Raw genomic sequence first — 20,378 nt, 5'->3', positions numbered from 1 at the left:
TCACGTCCAACCCGTTCAAAACTCGCCGGTTACCCGAAAATCGATGGATGAATCCGTCCGTCCGCATCAGAAAATAAATCGTAATCGTAAAATCATCTTTGAGGGAGATTTGAAGTTATGGCAGATATAAATGTTGAAATTGACGGTATCGTCAAAACGGTCAAAGCCGGCGCGACACTGGCCGATGCCGTGCCGCATTTCGGCCATCCTTACGCGCCGGGAGCGTCGATTTGCATTGTCAAAAAGAAGGCAAAAGAAGACGCTGTGCCGACAAAGGAATTTACGGTCAAAACGTCAAAAGGTGTTTTGGTGATTGAGATCAAGGATTTAGCATCGGTTTCGGCAAAAATTTGGCTGGAAAAATACAAGGGGTTGAAGTATCCGGTTCTTCTCGAAAATCAAAATGCTGTTTCATTCGGTCCGTTTGAATGCGATTATGATGTGTCCCGCGGAAATAAACGCTATCGGAAATACGATGTTTTACTCGGCGCCGGCGGATTTGACCCGTCTCAAACCACTTTGATTGTTTGTAAAAAAGAACATTATGCCGAATATGGAACGCCTGCAGACGGTGTTTTTGCGACACTGGTCGCCGGACGAACCAACCTGGAAAAACTGCAGCGCGGCGACGTCATCGAATCGATTGAACCGTACGTCAAAGAAGAGTCGGCACTTCAGGGATTTTGTACGTCGGACCTGTCCGCAAAACTGGAAGACGGTGACCGTTTGATTACGTTTGCCGAAATTGAGTTGTCTGCGCATTCCCCAACCGGCGCCGAAACGTTTTACGCGCTCACCAAAGACGGGACGTTTCAAATCAATTCCACCGCTTTTGCTTTTCGTTCCGACGACACTTTAAAGGGCGAACCGTGCGAATATGAAAACTTCGAACCGAGAAAGATCGGCGCGGTGTCACTTCGAACCGCCGGAACCGGACGCGGCCGCATTTATATATCGACCGCCAACCGGGCGTCAAGTCTTCTTCATTCCGTGATCGGACACGTGATTTACGGTATGGAGCTGCCTTACTTTTCGGGTCCCGGCAGTAAATTTTCAGTGGAAACATCCCCGCCGCACATCATGCTTCTCGGACACACGATTGAAGAATCCAAAGAATTGCTCGACTCCATCGGCATCAAATTCACGCACGAAGGATACGATGGTCCGGACAACGTGATTGTACAGCAGATGCCGGTCACATCGCTTGAAGTTCTTCAAAAAGGCGAAGTCGTTGTGACCGCTGTTCCCAAATCCAAGCTCATTGAAGTGGAATTTTATTATGATTTGGCGCCCAAAACCATTGAATTTTTCCGGCACGCCATCGAACTGAAAACAAAACCGATCGGGGCGCTTCCGTCGTCGATGATTTATGACGACACCTACATTTTCAAAGCGGAAAAGCAGGCGGAAAAATACAAAGAGATTATGCCGGAAAACGTACCGACCGACATTGTCAAGGCCTGCGATTTGGGCATTACCAATCAGTCCGCCAAAAGAATGGGATACGTCGGCGTCCGACTGGTCGATGAAACCATGTTCGGCCCGACCGGCGAAAAATTCGGAGCGACCAACATCATCGGAAAAGTGCTGAATCCCGACAATTTGAGAAACTTAAAAGAAGGCGACCGCATCTACATCAAAGAAATCTACGGCGAAAGCGCGAAACGCCTGCTTCTCGGAATAAAAGCAGATGAAGAGGCGAATGACGAAACAGAAGCTTCGGAGGAAATGAAATGACAAGTCCTAATAATTCGTCGCCGCCCGCGGCGCCGGAAATGGAAAACACCCTTTCGGGCTCCAAAGAAATTACCAAAATCGTCGCCGTCAGTTCCGACAAAGTTCTTCCGGCCGACGCTGCTCAAGCCGCTTTTGCGTCCGGCTATCCGGTGTCTCTCAAAGAAACTTGTTACGGGCTTGTGGTGACCGGAAAAGAGGAAAACGTCAACGCTGTCGTGAAAGCTGTTCAAGATTTGGATTACAATCATATTTTTGTGAAAGACCGCGGATTTCCGGCCGGCGACAAACGGCGATGCCGCGCCACCCGAAACGGCGGTCAACGTCCCGGATTTTACACGCTTCACGCTGAAATTTCCAGAATGGGCGAAGTGGGAGAGGCGCTTGACGATTACGACGCCAATGTCAAAAAGGCGCCCGCTAAGTGGCCGAAAAAGCCGTCTTCTTTTGCAATGGAAGATTTTATCAACGAAACTCTTGACGAAACAAATCGTGGAAGCGAGAAGAAAGAAAAAAAATCCGGCGATGAGAAGAAAGAACAATGAGATTTATCAATCACAATTTAATTTAAAGATAACGAAGAATGTTTTTAAGATGAGGTGGATGTTTTGGCAAATGTTTTCGTCTATCCGACAAACAGTTTTATTTTGGCGGACTTGGTCACCCGTTCCGGGCATGAACCGCTTGTTATTATGAATCAGGTTCGAGAGAAAGTCACGGTTTTGAGTGTGGACTCGCCGCCTCTGAATATTACCGCGGAGGACCCGAAAGCCGGTTTGAAATACGCGGCCATCGAGGTTCCGGCCGGCGTTCGCGGACGCATGGCGCTTCTCGGACCGCTGGCTGAAAAGGCGGACGCCGCTATTATTGTCGAAGGCGCGCCGGCGGATTTCGGCTGTTCCGGCTGCAACCGGACAAATGAACTTTCCAAATATCAGGTGCGGACGCTTCTGGACCGAAAAACCATATTGGAAATCAAATATCCGGAAAATGAAGAACAGATGCACGAATTTGTGTATACGATTTTAGACTTTTTAAAGACCGTCCCCAAAGAAAGCGCCCACGGCGATGGAAAAGGCGGTGACCGGAAATGAGCACTAAAAATGAACAGACGCCGCTTAAAATGGCCAATGCCGGCGAAGAAAAATTGTGTTTGGATTCGGAACCGCCGAGAAACTTTGAAAAAGGACCGGAAACTGTGCCTCCAAAACCGAAAAAAGAGAAAAAGGAATCCAAAGTCAAGATTGCGCTCGTGTCTTGCGGAACCGAATACGGCGGCGTTCAGCCGGCGTTTGAAGCGGCGGCGGCGAAAGTGAATGCCGAATTTATCTACCCGGAAATTGAAATCGAAAGCTTGGATACCATTGGAAAAGACTTCGGAATCGACGCGGCAAGCGGCGATTTACGCCTGATGATGGCGCGCGCCCAAGCAGTCGTCCGCGGCGAAACCATGGCGGACGGCGTATTTATCACGACTTGTTTCCGGTGCGCGGAAGCCGCAATTGTCCGAAACGAGGTCCGTCGCTACATTCACAAGTATTCCGACATTCCGGTGATCAGCTACTCTTTTACGGAACAAACGGATGCTGCGACACTGTATACCCGGTTTGAAGCGCTCACAACCATCGCGAAACGCCGCCACTTGTTGGCCCGGGAAACGCAGCACGGAATCACCGCAGGTATCGATTCGGGCTCAACAACGACAAAAGCCGTCGTTATGAAAGATAACCAAATCGTCGGGTTCGGTTGGGTGCCGACCAATGAAGTGTTGGCCAGCGCCGAAGCCGCCTATTCGGCCGCTCTTGAAATGGCCGGAATTAAACGGGAAGAAGTTCAAGCGCTTGGAACCACCGGTTACGGACGTTACCTTGTCGGCGAAGGGTTTAAGGCCGACTTGGTTCAGGAAGAAATTACGGTCAACTCAAAAGGCGCCGTTTATTTGGCGGACTGCCAAAAAGGTCCGGCAACGGTCATTGATATTGGCGGCATGGACAACAAAGCGATTTCCGTCGAAGACGGGATTCCCGGCATGTTTACGATGGGCGGCATTTGCGCGGGCGCGTCCGGCCGGTTCTTTGAAACCGTCGCCAAACGCCTCAACGTCGACATTACGGAACTCGGCGACTTGGCGATGCAGGGCGACCAAAAGAAAGTGAGCATGAACAGCTACTGTATCGTTTTCGGAACGCAGTCCTTGGTCAATTCGCTTGCGAAAGGATCGCTCCCCAAAGACGTCGCCGCCGCTGCCTGCCGCAGTGTGGTGGAACAGATTTTCCAGCAGCAGTTGCAGGAAGTGGATGTGAAAGAACCGGTCATCTTGGTCGGCGGATCGTCGCTCATTAAAGGTGTTCCGCGGGAACTGGGGGACCTCTTGAACGTGAAAGTTTTGGTTCCGAAAAATTCGCAATATATCGGCGCTGTCGGTGCCGCTCTCCTCTCATCCGGATTTGTGGAGGATTGAGCAATATGGCTGTTATGGAACCGCTTGAATATTTTGTCGTGGATTCGGAAATCCCAAGCGAAGCGCTCATTTACCGGGACATTATCGCCGACATCATGTCGGACTTGCGTCTTGCGTCCGCTATCGGCCGCATCCGGGTGGAAATCGTCCCGAAAAAAGCGCTTTTTACCATGGCGGTTCTCCTCCGCGACATCGAAATTCCGGTCCGTGTCTCGGATATGTCCAAAGTGGAAACCGCATACGAAGGCGGGAAAGGATTTGTACGCCTGTCGATTGAACGGGAAAAATATATGCCGGAGTTGACGCGGTTTTTGTGGGACCGGTATACGCCGGCCAACGTCAACCAAGCGGACCGTTGGACAATCCTGGTTTCGGCAGAGGATCCGGTCGCGGAAGTTTCAAAAATTCAAAATGAAATTATCGCCAATCCGTCCCAAAGCCTCCACGCCAATTTGATTGAATTTGCCATTCGGTCGATGCCGGAAGGATTCCGCGTCCGGTACCACACTTTTGAGAACAACGAATTTATGTTTGTCGCGTCGGAAGACATTTTGGAAAAAGAATGGTTGGCGCGCGGGAAACAAATGGTGGAAGAACTCAAAACCGTGAAAGTCGGGTCGGAAGCTGTGGAAAGCGGGCAGCCGGCAAAACAACCCGGTTCACGGGAAGCGAAATTGGCGGAAGGAAAAGGAAAGCGTGAGCGCGTGAACAGAGAGGAGGAAGAATCATGACGGTTTTTGAACCTTACGTTTTTAATGGCGGCGTCTATAAGCACGGTCTTGTGATTGAGCTTTTGGAAGACGTCGGCGGTTATTTGGTCACCAAGATGGTTTCCGTTGCGGAAGTGACGATGGATATGATGGTTCCGCGCGAAGACGTGCCGCTATTAGAGGAACTCGCGAAAAAGCTTCTCGGGTCGCTCACAAAATCGCCGCTTACCGGCGTTGAAATTGCGGTCGTGTCGCCGACTTTGGCCTCTCACCATCTGCCGCACTCGGCGTGCGACATCGCGGAATATTTACGCCACCCGGGCGCGAAGACGACTATGATCGGTTTGGCCCGCGGTATGGGAAAACGGGTGTCTCTGAATGACGATTATGAACGCCGCCTCATCAATGAGCACGACATTTCCGTCTTTTGTCTCGGTTCGTTTAAGGACTGCATTATGAATCATAAAATCCGCTTGTTTGAAGGCATTGAAATTCCGATTGTGGCAACCGGTGGCCCCACCGACATTGATGTTGAAGATGTGGAAGGCGCCGACATTTATGTCGGACGGCTGGGACGTTTGTCTCACCGGATGCGCGGGGCGGATGAAATCAATTCTTTGGACGTTTTGAATGAGAAAGTGTCGGAACTCGCCGATAAAATGCGGGATGAGATCGCGCGCGACCCGCCGGCTGTTCTTCCGGCAAGAGCGATGAAAGAAATCGAGAATCAGGTTCCGGAAATAACGCACAGTTTGGCGCCCGCGCCGTTGTCGCTCAAATTGTCCGGCATCCGCGTAAAATTACCGTATGATTTGTTCCACGAGAAGGTGGAAAATGTGGAATTTGACGAAGGGCCGAAGCTTTCCGAAATTGCCGACATTACGAAGTCAAAATTAAACGATTACATTTTGGTTCAGATTAAACCGAGATCGGAAGTCGGTTTTGAGATTTAAGTAATCTCAAATCTGTTTTCTTTTTTTGGCGGGCGGCAGACGCGCGCGTTATGGCATCCGTTTTCATTTGGATTCGGCAAAAATGGAATGAATTTTTCATTTTGATTTGAAATTATCCGGTTCATTTTTCTTTATTCCGGAAAACTGCCCGTTTAAACAGACGCTTTGCGTCTGTTATAAACGGATACCGTGTTGCAATCGGTACTGGCGCCGGTACAAATCGGTATCAAGAAGCAACTGTATTGTCAGGAACAGAAAGGTGCAAATCGGTACCAAGAAGTAACTGTATTGTGGAAACAGAAAGGTGCAATCAGTTCCGGAAAATACAAACATAACGCGACCGAAGGGAGCCGTTCGCGAAGCGAACTTGCAGGAACAGACTCCCCCCGCCCTTGAAAAATTCCGAAGCGAAGCGTAGGAATTTTTAGAATAAGCATTATATACCACTTCTTCTGTTTAAAAGTAATCAATTAAGCAGATTCTTATGGAGATTTCTATTTTTGAAATTCGATTAAAATCAATCTACTTATCCATTTATCTATCACGTTTATCCCGTTTCTGAGAGGAATATTGAATGAAAGAACAAGTTGAAGTGAAGGAATTAAAAGAAGGAAGATATGTCATTATTGATGACGAAGCCTGTATGATCAAAAGCATCGCCAAATCCAAACCCGGAAAACACGGCGCTGCCAAAGCCAGAATTGACGCGATCGGCATTTTTGACAACCAGAAACGTTCCATCGTCAGTTCCGTTTCTTCCAAAGTTTACGTTCCGATCGTCGAAAGAAAAAGCGCTCAAGTGCTTTCCATTTCCGGCAACATGGCGCAATTGATGGACCTCGCCGACTTCACCACGTTTGAAATTCCGATTCCGGAAGAATACCAAGGAAAGGTCAAGGAAGGCGAAGAAGTTCAGTACTTGTCCGCTCTTGAAAAAATGAAACTGGATATCAGAATTTAATGATTCAGACTCTTTTTTTATTTTAATTTTTTATTTTTGATTTAAAAAAGAAAAGGCGCAGAATGCGCCTTTTTTTATCGAGTTTTTTAGATTATATTTTTCTTTTTTGAATTTGAGTTCAAAACAACTTTTTTTAGATGTCTGTCTATTCTGAAATTTTTTCATTTCGAGTCCGGAAGATTTTTATTTTTACAAATGAATAGAAATTATTTAGACAGACCGCAATTATTTTATACATAATAATATAAATTGAATTTGTGAAAAATTTCCATTGAAAAAAGGAAAGCTCACCACCGAATCTTGACGCTGATACCGTTAAGATTCGGTGCTTAGATGTGAGCGAATTCAAGTCGTTGACGATTAGAATTCGCTCCTCTCTTTGATTTTAAAGTATTTAAAATAAATGCGAAATAAAAATAGGAGATTAAATATGAAATTAAGTCAATGTGTTATAATACTGTTGATTGCGTTTATTTTTTTGATTTCAGCAACTACACCTGTATTAGGAGCTACAGTCAAGCTTCAAACATGGGATTTGGTCGATTCGGGCAAACATCTGGATTGGGGTGGAAGTACAACATACCAATCTGAATTTAATGCATCCGTTGTAACGTGGAATAATTATAAAGCTGGAATAATTAGAAAAGATGGTATAGCCAATCTTAAAGATGTTACAATTTCAGATTATTCTCTTCAGGATTCATACTCCGGAGTCACAAGTCCCAGCGGTACTCTGAAATTTAATACATATTACATGAAAGATTATAGTACAGATGTTAGAAAAAATGTGTGTACTCATGAACTGGGGCATGCTCTTGGATTAGATCATAACTCACAAGGCGATGTTATGTATTCGCAAGTAACTGTCAGAAATGATTTATCTGCAAACGACAAAGCCTCTTATGATGCTGCTTATTTAAGGTATTAAAGGAGGAAGGAAAATGAAAACAATCTCATTTAATAGAAAAATTGTGTTGGCAGCAATTGCCATACTTGTCATTATTTTAGCTGGAATTGTTGCATTGACATTTTACGATAACAACTCGGATGAAACCGGAGAAATTCCAACGTATTATACACACGGATCATATGTGATTGACATTTCCAATCCGGAAGAACTTTCCGGTCAAGCCGATTATGTATTTGTAGGCAAAGTAGACAAAATCGCAGGGACAGAATATCTGTTTCCAGTAATGGTTGAAGTTATGAGCGATGGCAAAATAAAAGAAGTTGAAGTTGCTGACCCATATACTAATTATTATGTAACTGTCATTGAAAACATAAAGGGCGAACTTGTTCAAAACCAGTCCATTCCGGTGTTAAAGCAAGGTGGAATCAGCAAAGATGGGCGTTTTTATGTCTTGCCGGAGGGTGATTTTATGCCGGAAGAGGGAAAAACTTACGTTTTTTACACCAATACCCTTTCAAATGGAACTCTTCTAATTCCGGGAGCGAAGACAAATATTGAAATAAAAACCGATGACGTTAATTCAGAAAGCGTTAAAAATTCATCTGCCTATCAAATTGCTGTTAAAGCAGTTGAAAATCAAAAAGAAAACAAGCGGGAACGATTTGTTTCGACATATGATTTAACAAATGAAAACGTGACAAATAACTAAAAATTTCTGCGATGATAATATGATACACAAAAAAATAAAATATCTTATTATCCTCAGTTTTATTTTTTTCATGACAATGGGATTACCACTTTCAAGCGACATCATATCTAAAAAAATTTATACATCTTCCGTATAAAGTCACCGAACGCCAAACACGTTTCAAAATCAATCCCTCTCACATTTTTCCGCTATATCTCTCTCGAAGCTCACGCCGAAGAAGTTTCCAGCCATTGACGCGCGGCAAATTGTCCACCGTCATGATTTTTCTTGGTATTTTATAGCCGGCCAAATGTTCTTTTGCAAACGTCAACAATTCCGCCGTATTCTTTTGCGTTTGACATTCATCCATCCGTTCTTTTCCGACACTTGCCCAAACGACAGCCGCCACCGGAACTTCTCCGCGGTGCGGGTCAACGACGCCAAAGACGGCAATTTCTTTAACAACCGGACAGCGGTATAAGGTTTCCTCGACTTCCGTCGGGTAAATTTTCCAGCCGGACATTACAATCATGTCTTTTTTGCGGTCGGTGAGACAGAGCCGGAAATCCTGATCCAAATAGCCGATATCGCCCGTTAAAAACCAGCCGTCCGGCAAAAAGACGCGTTTTGTCTCCTCCGGATATCCGAAATATCCTTTGGCAACAGCAGGTCCACGCAAAGCGATTTCCCCGTTTTCTCCTGGCGGGAGCGTTTTAGAAGAATCGGTTTCGTCCACGATTTTGACTTCCGAAAAGCAAACCGGATGCCCGACGCTTTGGAATCTGTCTGCAAAAGCGTAGTCCGGCGGACGAATCGTCGTTCCTGTCCCGATGACAATCGTTTCCGAAAGTCCGTAGGCATTCACGACCGGAATACCGTAGCGGTGGTGGAACTTTTTCCAAATTTCGTGGTGCAGCGGTCCGCCGCCCGAAATAATTTCTCGGACCGTTTTAATCCGGTCTTCGGTTCCGGGTGGGCAGCCGGCCAAAGAATGAATGACCGGCGGCATTCCGGAAAGCGCTGTCACTTTATGTTTTTCAATTAAATTCAGATATTTTTCCAGCTCGTAACGTTCCATCATAATGTAAAGCGCGCCGGCGCGAAGCGCTGAAATTCCCCAGCTGACGCCGACATGTCCCATCGGATAAATTCCCAAGTAGACATCCGCATCCGTAAACGTCATCACATCGCATTCGTTGGAAATGGCCGCCAGCCAATTTCCATGCGTCAGCATCGCTCCTTTTTGTTTTCCGGTGGTTCCCGAGGTGTATTGTATTTGACACAAATCTTCGCACGTCACACAAGTCGGCGGGATAACCGGGTGGTTTCTCATCTTTTCAATTTCGTTCTCGGTTGGGATGTAGGCGGACAGATTTTGAATTTTAAATTTAAAATCCGGGTCGGATTCCGATTCCCGAACCATTTCTTCCAAAAAGACAGCGCCGTCGGAATCTGTAATGACGACTTTAGCGCCCGAATTTTCAATCATATATCCGATTTCAAATTTTGTGTAAACACGGTTGGTCGGGACAACAACGGCGCCGATTCGCCAGCCGGCCAAGTACGAAAAAAGATATTCCGGGGAGTTGTTCAAATAAATTAAAACACGGTCGCCTTTTTGAACCCCGATTTGAATCAATTTTTCCCCGATTCCGGAAACGATTGATAGAATTTCCTTGGACGTGTAAGAAGAATTTCGTTCCGGGCAGTGGAAAACCTCTTTTGACAATCGGCAGGCGTTCGCGTCTAAAAAAGTCGTAATATTCAGCATTCCGATTCCTTTCAGCTTTAATTTTATAATTTTCAAATTATCAATGTTCTGTTAAGTTCTTTTATGTACAATTTTGTCCATTCAATATAAACCTATCCTTTATGAGGCTGAATCGAAATCAGGAGAACTCAAACATCAAAATGAAAAACAGAATTCAATGATGAAAATCTTTTCATAAATGAATAAAAAAGATACTTTTCATTTTCGAATGAAAAGTATCTTGGTTTTATTACATCGCCTCCTGCTTTTGACAGGTCGCGTTGTAATTATTTATTCCTTATTTTTAGAACTTGTATTGACGCTTGTTGTTGTATTTAATCAACGCGTAAACCACAATTCCCAAGACGGCAATCACGACGATGGCAATTAAAACGTACCAAATCCAAGACATATTGCCGTTACCGGATGGTTCCGGGTTCGTTGCGTTGGATTGGTTGCTTTCGTTGGACGGGTTCGACTGGTTGGATTGATTGGTTTCGTTGGACGGCTGCGGAGAAGTATTGCTTCCCAAAACCGAAATGGCCGGGTTGCTTGAGCTGGAATTTAAGGCCACCGTATAGACAATCGATTGGTTTGTACCGGCGCGGTATCCGGTGTCTTTGGAAAGACTCGGATATCCGGAAGATGTGTCAAAGACGGCGTCGGCTGTAATTCCGGCGGCATCCGTGCTTGAAACTGGGAATTTTCCGGATCCTTTATAGATGCCGACCAAGTTGTTGCCAAGGCTTTGAACGGTGGCGTTTTCTTCGCCGAAGTCAACGCTTCTCGGATCTTTGTTGCCGACGATCACGTTGTTTCCGATGGACGCGTGTCCGCGGGAAACGTTTAAGCCGCCGCCGGCGGATTGGTTGGTTCCGTTTCCGTTGGCCGTGTTGTTGGTCAAAACGGTTTTGTTCATGGTGGTGCTGCCGTCATTCCAGGACGCAACGGCGCCGCCGTAAAGTTTTGCGGTGTTGTTCGTTGCGGTACACGCGGTAATGGTGGCGTTTCCGACGTTGAAAATAGCGCCGCCATAACCGGCACTGTTGTTGTTAAAGGTGCAGGTATCCAGTGTTGCGTTGGATCCGCTTCCGATGTGAATGGCACCGCCGTCATCGTTGGCTTTGTTGTTGGAAAAGATTGAGTAGCGGACCGTTGCGTCGGCACCGGTTCCGAGAGAAATGGCACCGCCGGACGTATTGGACTTGACGTTATCAAAGATACAGTTTTCCGCAACCAAGCTGCTGACCGTGTAAATGCTGCCGGAGGAAAGTCCGGTGTTGTTGGTAAAGGTACAGTACTTGAAAGTCATGGACGTTGCAGCTGATCCGTTCACGGTCGTTCCGATGTCGCTGACGCTGTTGTTCGCGAAATTAACGTTGGACGCGTCAAACCGTCCTTTCATCAGTTGGATGGTGTTGTTTTTGGAGGTATGCGTGTCCACATATCCGCCGTTCATGGTGATGGTTCCGTTTTTAATCACAAAGGCGCCGCCATCCGTAATGGCTGAGTTTCTGTAAACGGTTGTAGACGTCATGGTGACGGTTCCGCCATCCAAATAAATAGCGCCGCCGTTTGCAGCACGGTTCCGTTGAAGGGAACAGGAGTCCAGCGTTACATTAGCGTTTCCGGTCACCAAAAGACCGCCACCGTTTCCGGTGGTGGTGGAACCGTTTTCAATGTTGATGTTTCTGAAAACCACATTTCCGCCGGAAATGTTAAAGACGCCCATTTCTTGGGTAGCCGAACTGTTGCTGCGTCCGATGATGACTTTATTGGCGTTTCCGCTGATGGTCAAATCTTTATTGATTTTGAGTTCGCCGTAAACCATGTTCACAGCGGAGACGTCATTTGCAAATGTGATCGTATCGCCGGAAACTGATTTTTCAACAGCTTGGCGAAGCGTCAGATTGTTTTGATCGGTGATGTTGGTGTTATTCACCGTATCTCCGGAAGAGGTGACGACCCACTCTTGGGCGCTCGCGACGCCAACCAGCAACAACAGTGCTAAGAGAGAGAACATCATGATTTTTGTCATTTTCGAATAATTCATTGTATCCTTCCTTGAATTGAAATTGATTTCAGTCAATTATTCCAGGCTTATAAAACCCGATTAAAGAATAATCCGTCCGAAGATATATAAAATATTTGAGAAAAATTATATCATCAAGATATGCCGTCCAAATTTCTTTTTCCAAGGATTTTATTTTTCTCTTTCCAATGCTATTGTTTTTGTTGTTTTCAAAGTTTTCATTTTTTTGTTACGGCTTCTTTTCCTTTGCCTTTTTTTCAACAGCGTCCAACACTTTTTCAAAATTTGTTTTCCAAACGGAATCTTTCATCATCCATTCCAACATTTTTCCGTCTTCTTGCGCTTTTGAAAATTCGGGGTCCAAAGGCAATTGCGCTAAAACGGTCGTGTTGAAATCTTTGGCCGCCTTTTGAACACCTTCGGCGCCGAATAAAGCGATCTTTTCATCGCAATGCGGACAGACGATGCCGTCCATGTTGCTGACGATGCCGACAGGTTCGACATCGACCTTTTGGAGAAACGTGAGCGATTTTCGGACGCTTGCCAAAGCGACATCTTGCGGAATCGTAACGACAACGGCTCCGGTCAAGTTCTTAATCAGCTGAACAATTCCAAGCGGCTCGTCGCCGGTTCCGGGCGGCAGGTCAATGATGAGGTAATCCAAATTTCCCCAATCGACATCTTCGAAAAATTGGTGAATCGCGCTTGTTTTCGCGGGCCCGCGCCAAATCACCGGCATGTCGTCGTCCGGCAAAAGAAGGCCGATGGAAATGATGCCGAGATGAACGTTTTCGGCCGGACGTACCGGTATCATTTTGTTGTCGATGACGCTTAAATTTTCTCCCGTCATCCCGAAAATAGCGGGAATGGTCGGGCCGTGAAAATCACAATCCGCAAGTCCGACGTGGTTTCCGCGCAGAGCAAGCCCTGCCGCCAAAGCCGCGGCAACCGTGCTTTTTCCGACGCCGCCTTTTCCGCTCATGACCACAAAAATGTTTTGAACAAGGGCCAGGTTCTCGCTGATTTTTTCTCCTTTTTCTTTCCCGCCGGCATTTGCCGGTTTTTTGTTAACCACATTGAGCACGTCGGCCATTTTTAATCTCCAATCTTTTTTATGTGTTAAATTTCTTTGATGAGGGAAGCGGAGTCACAATCCGGATATTTGGAACAATTGACGCAATCCGCCCAGATTTTCCAGGGAAGATCTTCCCGCTTAATCTGCACAAAACCTTTTTTTTCAAAAAACAGAGGACTGCTGGTCAGGACGAAAAGTTGGTTCATCCCCACCTCTTTCGCGTCTTTGACGCAGGCGTCTAAAAGTTCCGTTCCGATGCCTTGACGGGTCCGACCGCGGGCGACGGCAAAGGAAACGACTTCTCCCAAGTCTTCCCAGTCCGGATGAACGCCGCAGCAACCGATGATATGTCCGTTTTCTTCAAAAACCATAAAGTCACGGATGGTTGTATACAAGCTGTCCAAAGACCGCGGAAGCATACACCCTTCCGATGCGTATGAATTAATGAGCGATTTGATTTCATAAACGTCGCTCATTTTGGCTTTTCGAATCATTTCATCCACCTGAAATTTTACTTAAAACATCTGTCCTGTTTAAAATTTTATTTAATTTGAGTCAGCGGGCGTGGGAGGATTCGAACCCCCGGCCTGCAGCTTAGGAGGCTGCTGCCATATCCGGACTAGGCCACACGCCCCGGCGAACCATTTCAAAAAGCACTTTCAGATATTAAAATATATTTCTTTCCGGCGTGTGTTTTGGGAACGGATTCTCATGGAGATGATTGTCGGATTGGCAGATTAGACAATACAAATAAATAGGAATAACTTTTATTGTCCACCGTAAGGTCAATTTTGGTTAACATATGTTCAGCGCACTTAAAGGAATATTGGAACTAGCAAAAATTTTTGGAAATTACCATCGATTTTCAATAGCTTAAAATTCAATAGCTTAATAATTCAATAGCTTAAAATTCAATAGCTTAAAATGGAAATGATTATTTATAAAAACGAAAAATCATAAAACGGTTCATTTGGGTGGAAAAATGGAAGATTCGGCAGAGGAAGCTCATCTTAAGATTATGAAAATGGTCTTAGCCGCCCTTTTTGCGGCTTTGATTGCGGTTGGCGCTTATATGTCCATTCCAATCTCCTTGGTTCCGGTTACGCTTCAGACTTTTTTTGTTTTCCTTGCGCCTCTTGTCATCGGCAAAAAATGGGGAACCATCAGCGTTTTTGTCTATCTTCTCGTTGGACTTATTGCTCCGGTATTCAGCAACGGACAAAGTGGTTTTGGTGTTTTGTTCGGGCCTACTGGTGGTTATTTAATTTCATTTTTGTTTGTCGTTTATCTGATTGGTTGGTTGTATGAAAAGTCTGACCAAAAAATGCTAACGACCTTTTTTATCGTATTGTTGGGTTGTATTATCAACTTAATTTTTGGTTCATTATACTTCTCTTTTGTTACTCATTTTTCACTTTTTAAAGCATTTTCCATTGGATTTGCCCCTTTCATTATCGGTGGGGTTATTAAAGCCGCGGCAACCGTTATTGCGGCGGCGGCCATCAATAAAAAATTAGGAAAATATCTGATTGATTTCAGTGAGGCGGATCTGTAATGACAGAGAATCATCCGACAACAGTAGATGCAGTCGGTACAATAACAGCAGGTGTGGTCAGTACAGAAACAACAGGTACAGAAGAGGTGCCGCCGCCTCAAACCACCGAAAAAGAAGTGGCGATTGAAGCGGTCAATTTATCTTTTAAATATCCGGACGGCACTCTCGTTCTTGATAATATCAATTTGAAAATTTATAAAGGCGAATTTACAATCATTGCCGGGCTCAACGGTTCCGGAAAATCGACATTTGCGCTTCATTTGAACGGTCTCCTCAAACCGACTTCCGGGAAGCTTTTGGTTTTCGGGATGGATACGAAAAAACGTCAAAATTCATCGGCCGTTCACAAAAAAGTCGGCATTGTCTTTCAAAACCCGTACACGCAATTTGTCGGCAATTCCGTCGAAGAAGACGTCGCGTTTGGTCCCGAAAACTTAAACGTTCCGCGTGACGAAATTAAACAAAGAGTCTCAGACGCGTTGTCAGCTGTTCGTTTAACCAATCTTTCCGCTCAAGATCCGTCATCGCTCAGCGGCGGAGAAGCACAGGCTGTCGCCATTGCCGGGATTTTGGCGATGGAAACGGATTGCGTGGTTTTTGACGAAATCACATCCATGTTGGACCATAAAGCGACTGAACGTGTTTTAAACATCATGGAAGAGTTGAAGAACAAGAAAAAAACAGTGATTTACATCAGCCATGAGCCGAAAGATGTTCTGAAAGCAGACCGGATTATCGTTTTAGACAAAGGAAAAGTAACGTTTGACGGAAAAACCAATGAATATATCCGTTCCGAAAAGTATCCGCTTCCGGATTTAATTCATTTCATGAAATTACTCAAAGACGGCGGGTATGACGTTTCGGAAATGGTGTCCACCCCGGAAGAAGCGGTGGAAGAAGTTCGGAAATTCATTGCCGGTAAACCGTGAATTCAAAAATGTCGAAATGAGGACAAACTCAAATCATGCCGACCAAATTGGTTCTTTAATCCCAAATCATTCCGGCCATCATAACAAACCAACCTCCAAACAAAAATAAAAACGGACCCTGACTCCAATGATATATCGAAAATTCCTGACGTATGAACATGGAAATTCTTTTTTCCATAAATTGGACCCGCGCACAAAAATTATTGCGCTTGTGGTCATCAGTTTAATCATCTTCAGCGAACGCCTTTTCAGCGGTTTGATTTTCATTTCTCTTTTGTTTTTGATTTGCGTTCTCATCTCGCGTGTTTCAGTCCGCAAGCTCTTTTTATCTGTTCGGCCTATGCTTCTTTTCATTGTATTGGTGTTTTTGCTTCATTTTTTGTTTACCAACGATCCGTTTGCGATGAACCGTATTTTTTTAGATATCCATCCGGCTGCCGAATTGTCGCCGGGCCAATTCATTTATCAGGATCCGGTCCGGCCGTTTATCGTTTCCGTGAAAGCGGTTCCGGTTGTTCAATATCATTTCTTTTCCCCAAGCGTTTACAGCTTTTTGACCGGAATCGGCGTGGCGCTTAAATTTTTGCTCTTGGTTCTTTTTGCCGCTCTTGTTACGGCAACGACCAAACAATCCGATTTAATCCAAGGCATTGACAAATTGGCGAAGCCAATTCTTCCGAAAAGTGTCGGCTTTACATCGCATGATTTAGCGGTCATGGTTCTTTTAACGATTCGTTTTATTCCGCTTCTCATTGTGACCGGGCGGCAAATGACGATGTCAGCGGTGTCCCGCGGGTTTGAAATTAAAAAGCATCCGTTCCATTATATCAATATCTTATCGGTCGGGCTCATCTCATCGGTTATTCAATTTTCAAGAGATGTGGCGTTTGCGATGGAAAATCGGGGATATACCGGAAATGAGCGGACATATATGAACGAAATCAAAATGAAGAAAAAAGATTATGTCTTTTTTGCGATTTTCACGCTCTTTTGTCTTCAATTTTTGTTCTTTTCAATTTATTTCCTTTTCCGACATCCGGAAATGCACGCGGCTTTTTTTGTCCGTTAAGAAGACTCAAATCAATAGATTTGGCTCTCTTTTGTGTTTTTGAGTAGAAAAATTATTTATATTCTCAATTATATATTATTCATCAAATTTGATGGAAATCATTTTATAGGACAAACGTTTAGTATCTAAATTATATCGGTATCAATTAACAAAGTATATTTTGGATACTATGTCGAATCAATTCGAGTTGAATCAAATTCAAATATGATTTGTTCAATTTGGTTTCTATTTTACGGCGAATGATGATATTTTGCGGTACCGGATAATGCCGCGTTTTGTGTTTTACGAAATTTACAAAATTCAAACACAGGAGTCAAAAAATGCTTCAAATTGAAGATCTGTATGTCGAGGTGGCTGAGCGCCCTTTGCTCAAAAATGTCAGTTTGGTGGTGGAGAAAGGGGACACAAATATTTTATTCGGTCCAAACGGTGCCGGAAAGTCGGCGCTTTTGAGCACAATTATGGGCTTTTCCAATTACAAGGTCACGTCCGGAAAGATTTATTTCAAAGGAAAAGACATCACAGACGCCCCGGTTAACGAACGTGCCAAACTGGGTTTGGGGATTATGTCCCAACGCCCGCCCAATATTGTCGGCGTTAAACTGAAAGAATTATTGGAAATCGAAGGCGACGGAAAGACTTTGAATTTGGACCAATTGGCTGAATCCATTGATATGAAACGGTTTTTGGGCCGCGACATCAATGTCGGTTTTTCCGGCGGTGAAATCAAAAGGTCGGAGCTTTTACAGCTCAGCGTTCAAAAACCGGATTTTTATTTGCTGGACGAGCCGGAATCCGGGGTTGACCCCGTCAATATGGCACAGGTCGGGCATACGATTCAAAGGATGTTGTGCGGCCTTGAGGACTGTCACGCTCAAAACCGGCAAAAACGCAGCTCGGCTCTTATTATCACGCACACGGGCGAAATTCTCAATTATATCGACGCGGACAAGGCGTTTATTTTGTGTAACGGGACCGTTATGTGTTCCGGAAACCCGAACCGATTGCTCAACGAAATTAAATCAAAAGGATATGAGGAGTGTATCAGATGCAAACTGACAAACATTCAGTAAAAAAGCAAAAGAATGAGGCGGGCAATCAAACTGACAAATCGTCCGTTTCCGGTTCTTTGGACAAGGAAGCCATGTACGGCACTTTTGTGGATATGAAAACGTTTCAAATTCCGGATGAGTCGATTCGCGTCAATAAATTAACGGAGCTTGACGACGTTGTCAAGCGGTCGCTTGCCGGCGTCGGTATTTCTGCCGATGGTCAAAATAAAAGCGGCAATTTTTTGATGTACAACAATAAAGTGGCGCATCACTCGGCGGCTGTTGACGGTCTTGAGCTTATGCCGCTTTCCGAGGCGTTTAAAAAGTACGATTGGCTGAAGGATTACTCTTGGAAATTGGTGGATCCTGAAACGGATAAGTATACAGCGACAACGTATTTGGAAGACTCGGACGGTTATTTCATTCGCGCGCTGCCCGGCAAAAAAGTGGGCTTTCCGGTTCAGTCTTGTTTGATGATCGGTTCTGAAAAGTCTATGCAAACGGTTCACAACATCATTATTGTGGAAGAGGGCGCCGAGCTTGAAGTGATTACGGGTTGCGTGACGCACGAAGATATCCGACGCGCGCTTCACATCGGTGTTTCCGAGATGTACATCAAAAAGGGTGCAAAGTTGACTTTCAGTATGATTCACAATTGGGAGGAGGAAGTCGAGGTCCGCCCGCGGACGGGAATCCGGATTGAAGAAGACGGTCAGCTGGTGAACAATTATGTTTGCCTTAAGCCGGCTCGTTCCATTCAAACAAACCCGACGGCCCGTTTGGTCGGCGAAGGCGCAAAAGCGTTTTTCAACACGATTGCCGTCGCGCATCCGGGATCCGTTTTGGACATGGGCAGCCGTGTCTTTTTGGACGCTCCGAGAACCAAAACGGAAATTATCTCCAGAACGATTACGCTTGGCGGCGAAATGATTTCCCGCGGCGATATTATCGGAAACGCGACTGAAGTTTACGGACATTTGGAATGTAACGGGCTCGTTTTGAATGAAAAAGGAAAGCAGCGCGCGATTCCGGCGCTTGAAGCGAACGCCATGAATGTGGAAATGACGCACGAGGCCGCCATCGGCCGGATTGCCCGCGACCAAGTGGAATATTTGATGTCGCGCGGCCTTGAAGAAGGCGAAGCGGTTGGTTTAATCGTCCGCGGATTTTTGAGCGCCGGCATTGAAGGCATTCCGGAAGATTTGAAAGCCGAAATCGCCGATATTGTCAAAAAGACGGAAAACGCCTCTTAAAGCGTTTTCTTTTTTTGTTTTTTGTTTTCTTTTTTGCGGCGAGCGGCTGCGCGCGTTATGGCGACACATTTTCTTTTTGAGTTCAAAAATCGGGGACCATCTTTGAAAATTCAACCAAATCAGAGGATGTTCTTTTAATAATTCAAGCAAACCGCCCCGAATAAACAGATGCGTATCGCATCTGTTTATTCGGATTCCGATGAAATGCGTTGGGATAGCAGCAGCGGGTGCACATTGGACGTTCAAATTAGAAGTGCAAGCAGCAGATGCAAACCGGAAATGTAAATTGCAGGTGCAAATTGGAAATTGGAAACAGCGGGTGTAGATTGGAAATTGAAAGCAGCAGGTGCAGATTGAGAATTGGAAGCTGCAGATACAAATTGCAAGCAGCAGGTACAAATTGGAAATTGCAAGCTGCAGATACTAATTAGAAATCGGAGTCAATAGGTGCAATTCAAAACGGAAAACCGCCGGCACATTCCGGACTGAAAATCCGTACCGATTCATGTAAATCCGCTTAAACAGACGTGAAACGCGTCTGTTTAAACGGAATGGTTTTTACGAATTTGAAAAATAAAGAGCCTTCCGGGTTTTTCAACTTAAAAAATGACCCCTTGTTTTTTTATGGATTGACTTGAAAATGTGTCGCTTTAGCGCGCGCCCGCCGCGCCGCAAAAAAGAAAAAATATTAAAAAATGAAAAGAAATCAAAATTTTATCTTTTCTTTTTCTTCTTTTCTAATTCTTCCTGCTGCTTCAGATAATCTTCTTTGATTTCTTCGGGCGTTCGGACAATGTCCGTCTTTCCGAGGAATCTGTCAAAGGCGTTCGCGTTTGTAAAAACTTGTTCTCGTTTTCCTTTTTGATTAATCATGAGTCCGACAAAAATAAGCGCCAAGCCCAAAATATCGCTGACGCTCGGAATTAAGAACGTACCGAGCAAAACCAACGTAGACGCGATAATCCCTTTAAACGCACCTTTTCGATATGAAAAGTATCCGGTGCGCCGGAAAATCCGCATGTCCCGATATGTTAAATACAAAATCGCGATGTACGCGAAAATGCCGATTCCAATGTAAAGATTGATTAAATTAAGTTCGACCATTTTTATTTCCCCGTTTTCTAAAATCGGGCGGTGCCCTTCATAAGCTAAAGCTGTTGGAATGTAAAACAGAAAAGTAAATATGCAAAAGAAATATAAAACAATATTTGAAATCTTTCAAAAATAAAAAAATTTATGTTTTATC

General features: G+C 45.0%; 19 protein-coding genes and 1 tRNA gene. 14 read left to right on the top strand and 6 right to left on the bottom strand.

The features are described from left to right. Positions 1-117: 117 nt before the first annotated feature. From mmp3 to MsAc7_RS04305, 9 genes are all read left to right on the top strand, one after another. The gene (gene mmp3 / locus MsAc7_RS04345; RefSeq protein ID WP_338103360.1) at positions 118-1,737 is read left to right on the top strand and encodes a methyl-coenzyme M reductase-associated protein Mmp3; all 1,620 of its coding nucleotides are present in this window, start codon (positions 118-120) and stop codon (positions 1,735-1,737) included. Continuing rightward, complete coding sequence (locus MsAc7_RS04340; protein ID WP_338103358.1) at positions 1,734-2,279, top strand: methanogenesis marker 6 protein; 546 nt, start codon at positions 1,734-1,736, stop codon at positions 2,277-2,279. Before mmp3 ends, MsAc7_RS04340 begins: the two co-directional genes overlap by 4 nt. A 63-nt stretch (positions 2,280-2,342) precedes the next feature. Further along, entirely contained in the window at positions 2,343-2,828 is a 486-nt protein-coding gene (locus tag MsAc7_RS04335; protein WP_338103357.1) for a methanogenesis marker 5 protein, read from the top strand. After that, complete coding sequence (locus MsAc7_RS04330; protein WP_338103356.1) at positions 2,825-4,195, top strand: methanogenesis marker 15 protein; 1,371 nt, start codon at positions 2,825-2,827, stop codon at positions 4,193-4,195. The genes MsAc7_RS04335 and MsAc7_RS04330 overlap by 4 nt, the downstream gene beginning before the upstream one ends. A gap of 5 nt (positions 4,196-4,200) precedes the next feature. Then, positions 4,201-4,926, top strand: a complete 726-nt coding sequence (locus tag MsAc7_RS04325) for a methanogenesis marker 17 protein (RefSeq protein ID WP_338103355.1) — start codon at positions 4,201-4,203, stop codon at positions 4,924-4,926. Then, positions 4,923-5,858: a methanogenesis marker 7 protein gene (locus tag MsAc7_RS04320; protein WP_338103354.1), complete on the top strand. Its 936-nt coding sequence runs from the start codon at positions 4,923-4,925 to the stop codon at positions 5,856-5,858. The genes MsAc7_RS04325 and MsAc7_RS04320 overlap by 4 nt, the downstream gene beginning before the upstream one ends. Before the next feature lie 574 nt (positions 5,859-6,432). Then, positions 6,433-6,819 carry a translation initiation factor IF-5A gene (locus MsAc7_RS04315; protein ID WP_338103353.1) on the top strand — a complete coding sequence of 129 codons (387 nt, stop codon included), beginning with the start codon at positions 6,433-6,435 and terminating at the stop codon, positions 6,817-6,819. 430 nt (positions 6,820-7,249) lie between these two features. Next, on the top strand, positions 7,250-7,747 hold the full coding sequence (locus tag MsAc7_RS04310; protein ID WP_338103352.1) for a M57 family metalloprotease: 498 nt from the start codon (positions 7,250-7,252) through the stop codon (positions 7,745-7,747). Between the two features lie 13 nt (positions 7,748-7,760). Next, positions 7,761-8,438 carry a hypothetical protein gene (locus tag MsAc7_RS04305; protein ID WP_338103351.1) on the top strand — a complete coding sequence of 226 codons (678 nt, stop codon included), beginning with the start codon at positions 7,761-7,763 and terminating at the stop codon, positions 8,436-8,438. 175 nt (positions 8,439-8,613) lie between these two features. On the opposite strand, the gene MsAc7_RS04300 is transcribed toward MsAc7_RS04305, so the two are convergent. The 5 genes from MsAc7_RS04300 to MsAc7_RS04280 all read right to left on the bottom strand — a co-directional run bounded on the left by MsAc7_RS04300 (position 8,614) and on the right by MsAc7_RS04280 (position 13,908). Continuing rightward, positions 8,614-10,188 carry a class I adenylate-forming enzyme family protein gene (locus tag MsAc7_RS04300; RefSeq protein ID WP_338103350.1) on the bottom strand — a complete coding sequence of 525 codons (1,575 nt, stop codon included), beginning with the start codon at positions 10,186-10,188 and terminating at the stop codon, positions 8,614-8,616. Between the two features lie 283 nt (positions 10,189-10,471). Continuing rightward, positions 10,472-12,220, bottom strand: coding sequence for an autotransporter outer membrane beta-barrel domain-containing protein (locus tag MsAc7_RS04295; RefSeq protein WP_338103349.1), 1,749 nt, complete (start codon positions 12,218-12,220; stop codon positions 10,472-10,474). Positions 12,221-12,428: 208 nt separating this feature from the next. Beyond that, positions 12,429-13,292: an Mrp/NBP35 family ATP-binding protein gene (locus tag MsAc7_RS04290; protein WP_338103348.1), complete on the bottom strand. Its 864-nt coding sequence runs from the start codon at positions 13,290-13,292 to the stop codon at positions 12,429-12,431. A 26-nt stretch (positions 13,293-13,318) separates the two neighbouring features. After that, on the bottom strand, positions 13,319-13,768 hold the full coding sequence (locus MsAc7_RS04285) for an N-acetyltransferase (RefSeq protein WP_338103347.1): 450 nt from the start codon (positions 13,766-13,768) through the stop codon (positions 13,319-13,321). 65 nt (positions 13,769-13,833) lie between these two features. Then, positions 13,834-13,908 (bottom strand) — tRNA-Arg (locus MsAc7_RS04280). A 348-nt stretch (positions 13,909-14,256) separates the two neighbouring features. Between MsAc7_RS04280 and MsAc7_RS04275 the strand changes: the two genes are divergently transcribed. From MsAc7_RS04275 to MsAc7_RS04255, 5 genes are all read left to right on the top strand, one after another. Continuing rightward, positions 14,257-14,829 carry a biotin transporter BioY gene (locus tag MsAc7_RS04275; protein WP_338103346.1) on the top strand — a complete coding sequence of 191 codons (573 nt, stop codon included), beginning with the start codon at positions 14,257-14,259 and terminating at the stop codon, positions 14,827-14,829. Further along, positions 14,829-15,758, top strand: coding sequence for an ATP-binding cassette domain-containing protein (locus MsAc7_RS04270; protein ID WP_338103345.1), 930 nt, complete (start codon positions 14,829-14,831; stop codon positions 15,756-15,758). Before MsAc7_RS04275 ends, MsAc7_RS04270 begins: the two co-directional genes overlap by 1 nt. Positions 15,759-15,885: 127 nt before the next feature. Then, the gene (locus MsAc7_RS04265) at positions 15,886-16,827 is read left to right on the top strand and encodes an energy-coupling factor transporter transmembrane component T family protein (RefSeq protein WP_338103344.1); all 942 of its coding nucleotides are present in this window, start codon (positions 15,886-15,888) and stop codon (positions 16,825-16,827) included. A 320-nt stretch (positions 16,828-17,147) separates the two neighbouring features. Further along, on the top strand, positions 17,148-17,900 hold the full coding sequence (locus MsAc7_RS04260) for an ABC transporter ATP-binding protein (protein ID WP_338103343.1): 753 nt from the start codon (positions 17,148-17,150) through the stop codon (positions 17,898-17,900). Continuing rightward, entirely contained in the window at positions 17,876-19,132 is a 1,257-nt protein-coding gene (locus tag MsAc7_RS04255; protein ID WP_338103342.1) for a SufB/SufD family protein, read from the top strand. Before MsAc7_RS04260 ends, MsAc7_RS04255 begins: the two co-directional genes overlap by 25 nt. 714 nt (positions 19,133-19,846) lie before the next feature. Here the strand turns inward: MsAc7_RS04255 and MsAc7_RS04250 are convergent. Next, the gene (locus MsAc7_RS04250) at positions 19,847-20,236 is read right to left on the bottom strand and encodes a hypothetical protein (RefSeq protein WP_338103341.1); all 390 of its coding nucleotides are present in this window, start codon (positions 20,234-20,236) and stop codon (positions 19,847-19,849) included. Between the last annotated feature and the right edge of the window lie 142 nt (positions 20,237-20,378).

Origin of the sequence: Methanolapillus millepedarum, from assembly GCF_032594115.1 — an archaeon.
Lineage (GTDB): Archaea > Halobacteriota > Methanosarcinia > Methanosarcinales > Methanosarcinaceae > Methanolapillus > Methanolapillus millepedarum.
This window is presented reverse-complemented; position numbering and strand designations above follow the sequence as displayed.

What these genes read in the sequence shown, in the direction of transcription:
- MsAc7_RS04285 (WP_338103347.1), bottom strand. Translation starts at nt 13,768, where the DNA reads ATGATTCGAAAAGCCAAAATGAGCGACGTTTATGAAATCAAATCGCTC.
- MsAc7_RS04250 (WP_338103341.1), bottom strand. Translation starts at nt 20,236, where the DNA reads ATGGTCGAACTTAATTTAATCAATCTTTACATTGGAATCGGCATTTTC.
- MsAc7_RS04310 (WP_338103352.1), top strand. Translation starts at nt 7,250, where the DNA reads ATGAAATTAAGTCAATGTGTTATAATACTGTTGATTGCGTTTATTTTT.
- mmp3 (WP_338103360.1), top strand. Translation starts at nt 118, where the DNA reads ATGGCAGATATAAATGTTGAAATTGACGGTATCGTCAAAACGGTCAAA.
- MsAc7_RS04315 (WP_338103353.1), top strand. Translation starts at nt 6,433, where the DNA reads ATGAAAGAACAAGTTGAAGTGAAGGAATTAAAAGAAGGAAGATATGTC.
- MsAc7_RS04295 (WP_338103349.1), bottom strand. Translation starts at nt 12,220, where the DNA reads ATGAATTATTCGAAAATGACAAAAATCATGATGTTCTCTCTCTTAGCA.
- MsAc7_RS04265 (WP_338103344.1), top strand. Translation starts at nt 15,886, where the DNA reads ATGATATATCGAAAATTCCTGACGTATGAACATGGAAATTCTTTTTTC.
- MsAc7_RS04320 (WP_338103354.1), top strand. Translation starts at nt 4,923, where the DNA reads ATGACGGTTTTTGAACCTTACGTTTTTAATGGCGGCGTCTATAAGCAC.
- MsAc7_RS04305 (WP_338103351.1), top strand. Translation starts at nt 7,761, where the DNA reads ATGAAAACAATCTCATTTAATAGAAAAATTGTGTTGGCAGCAATTGCC.
- MsAc7_RS04260 (WP_338103343.1), top strand. Translation starts at nt 17,148, where the DNA reads ATGCTTCAAATTGAAGATCTGTATGTCGAGGTGGCTGAGCGCCCTTTG.
- MsAc7_RS04325 (WP_338103355.1), top strand. Translation starts at nt 4,201, where the DNA reads ATGGCTGTTATGGAACCGCTTGAATATTTTGTCGTGGATTCGGAAATC.
- MsAc7_RS04270 (WP_338103345.1), top strand. Translation starts at nt 14,829, where the DNA reads ATGACAGAGAATCATCCGACAACAGTAGATGCAGTCGGTACAATAACA.
- MsAc7_RS04340 (WP_338103358.1), top strand. Translation starts at nt 1,734, where the DNA reads ATGACAAGTCCTAATAATTCGTCGCCGCCCGCGGCGCCGGAAATGGAA.
- MsAc7_RS04290 (WP_338103348.1), bottom strand. Translation starts at nt 13,292, where the DNA reads ATGGCCGACGTGCTCAATGTGGTTAACAAAAAACCGGCAAATGCCGGC.
- MsAc7_RS04275 (WP_338103346.1), top strand. Translation starts at nt 14,257, where the DNA reads ATGGAAGATTCGGCAGAGGAAGCTCATCTTAAGATTATGAAAATGGTC.
- MsAc7_RS04330 (WP_338103356.1), top strand. Translation starts at nt 2,825, where the DNA reads ATGAGCACTAAAAATGAACAGACGCCGCTTAAAATGGCCAATGCCGGC.
- MsAc7_RS04300 (WP_338103350.1), bottom strand. Translation starts at nt 10,188, where the DNA reads ATGCTGAATATTACGACTTTTTTAGACGCGAACGCCTGCCGATTGTCA.
- MsAc7_RS04255 (WP_338103342.1), top strand. Translation starts at nt 17,876, where the DNA reads ATGCAAACTGACAAACATTCAGTAAAAAAGCAAAAGAATGAGGCGGGC.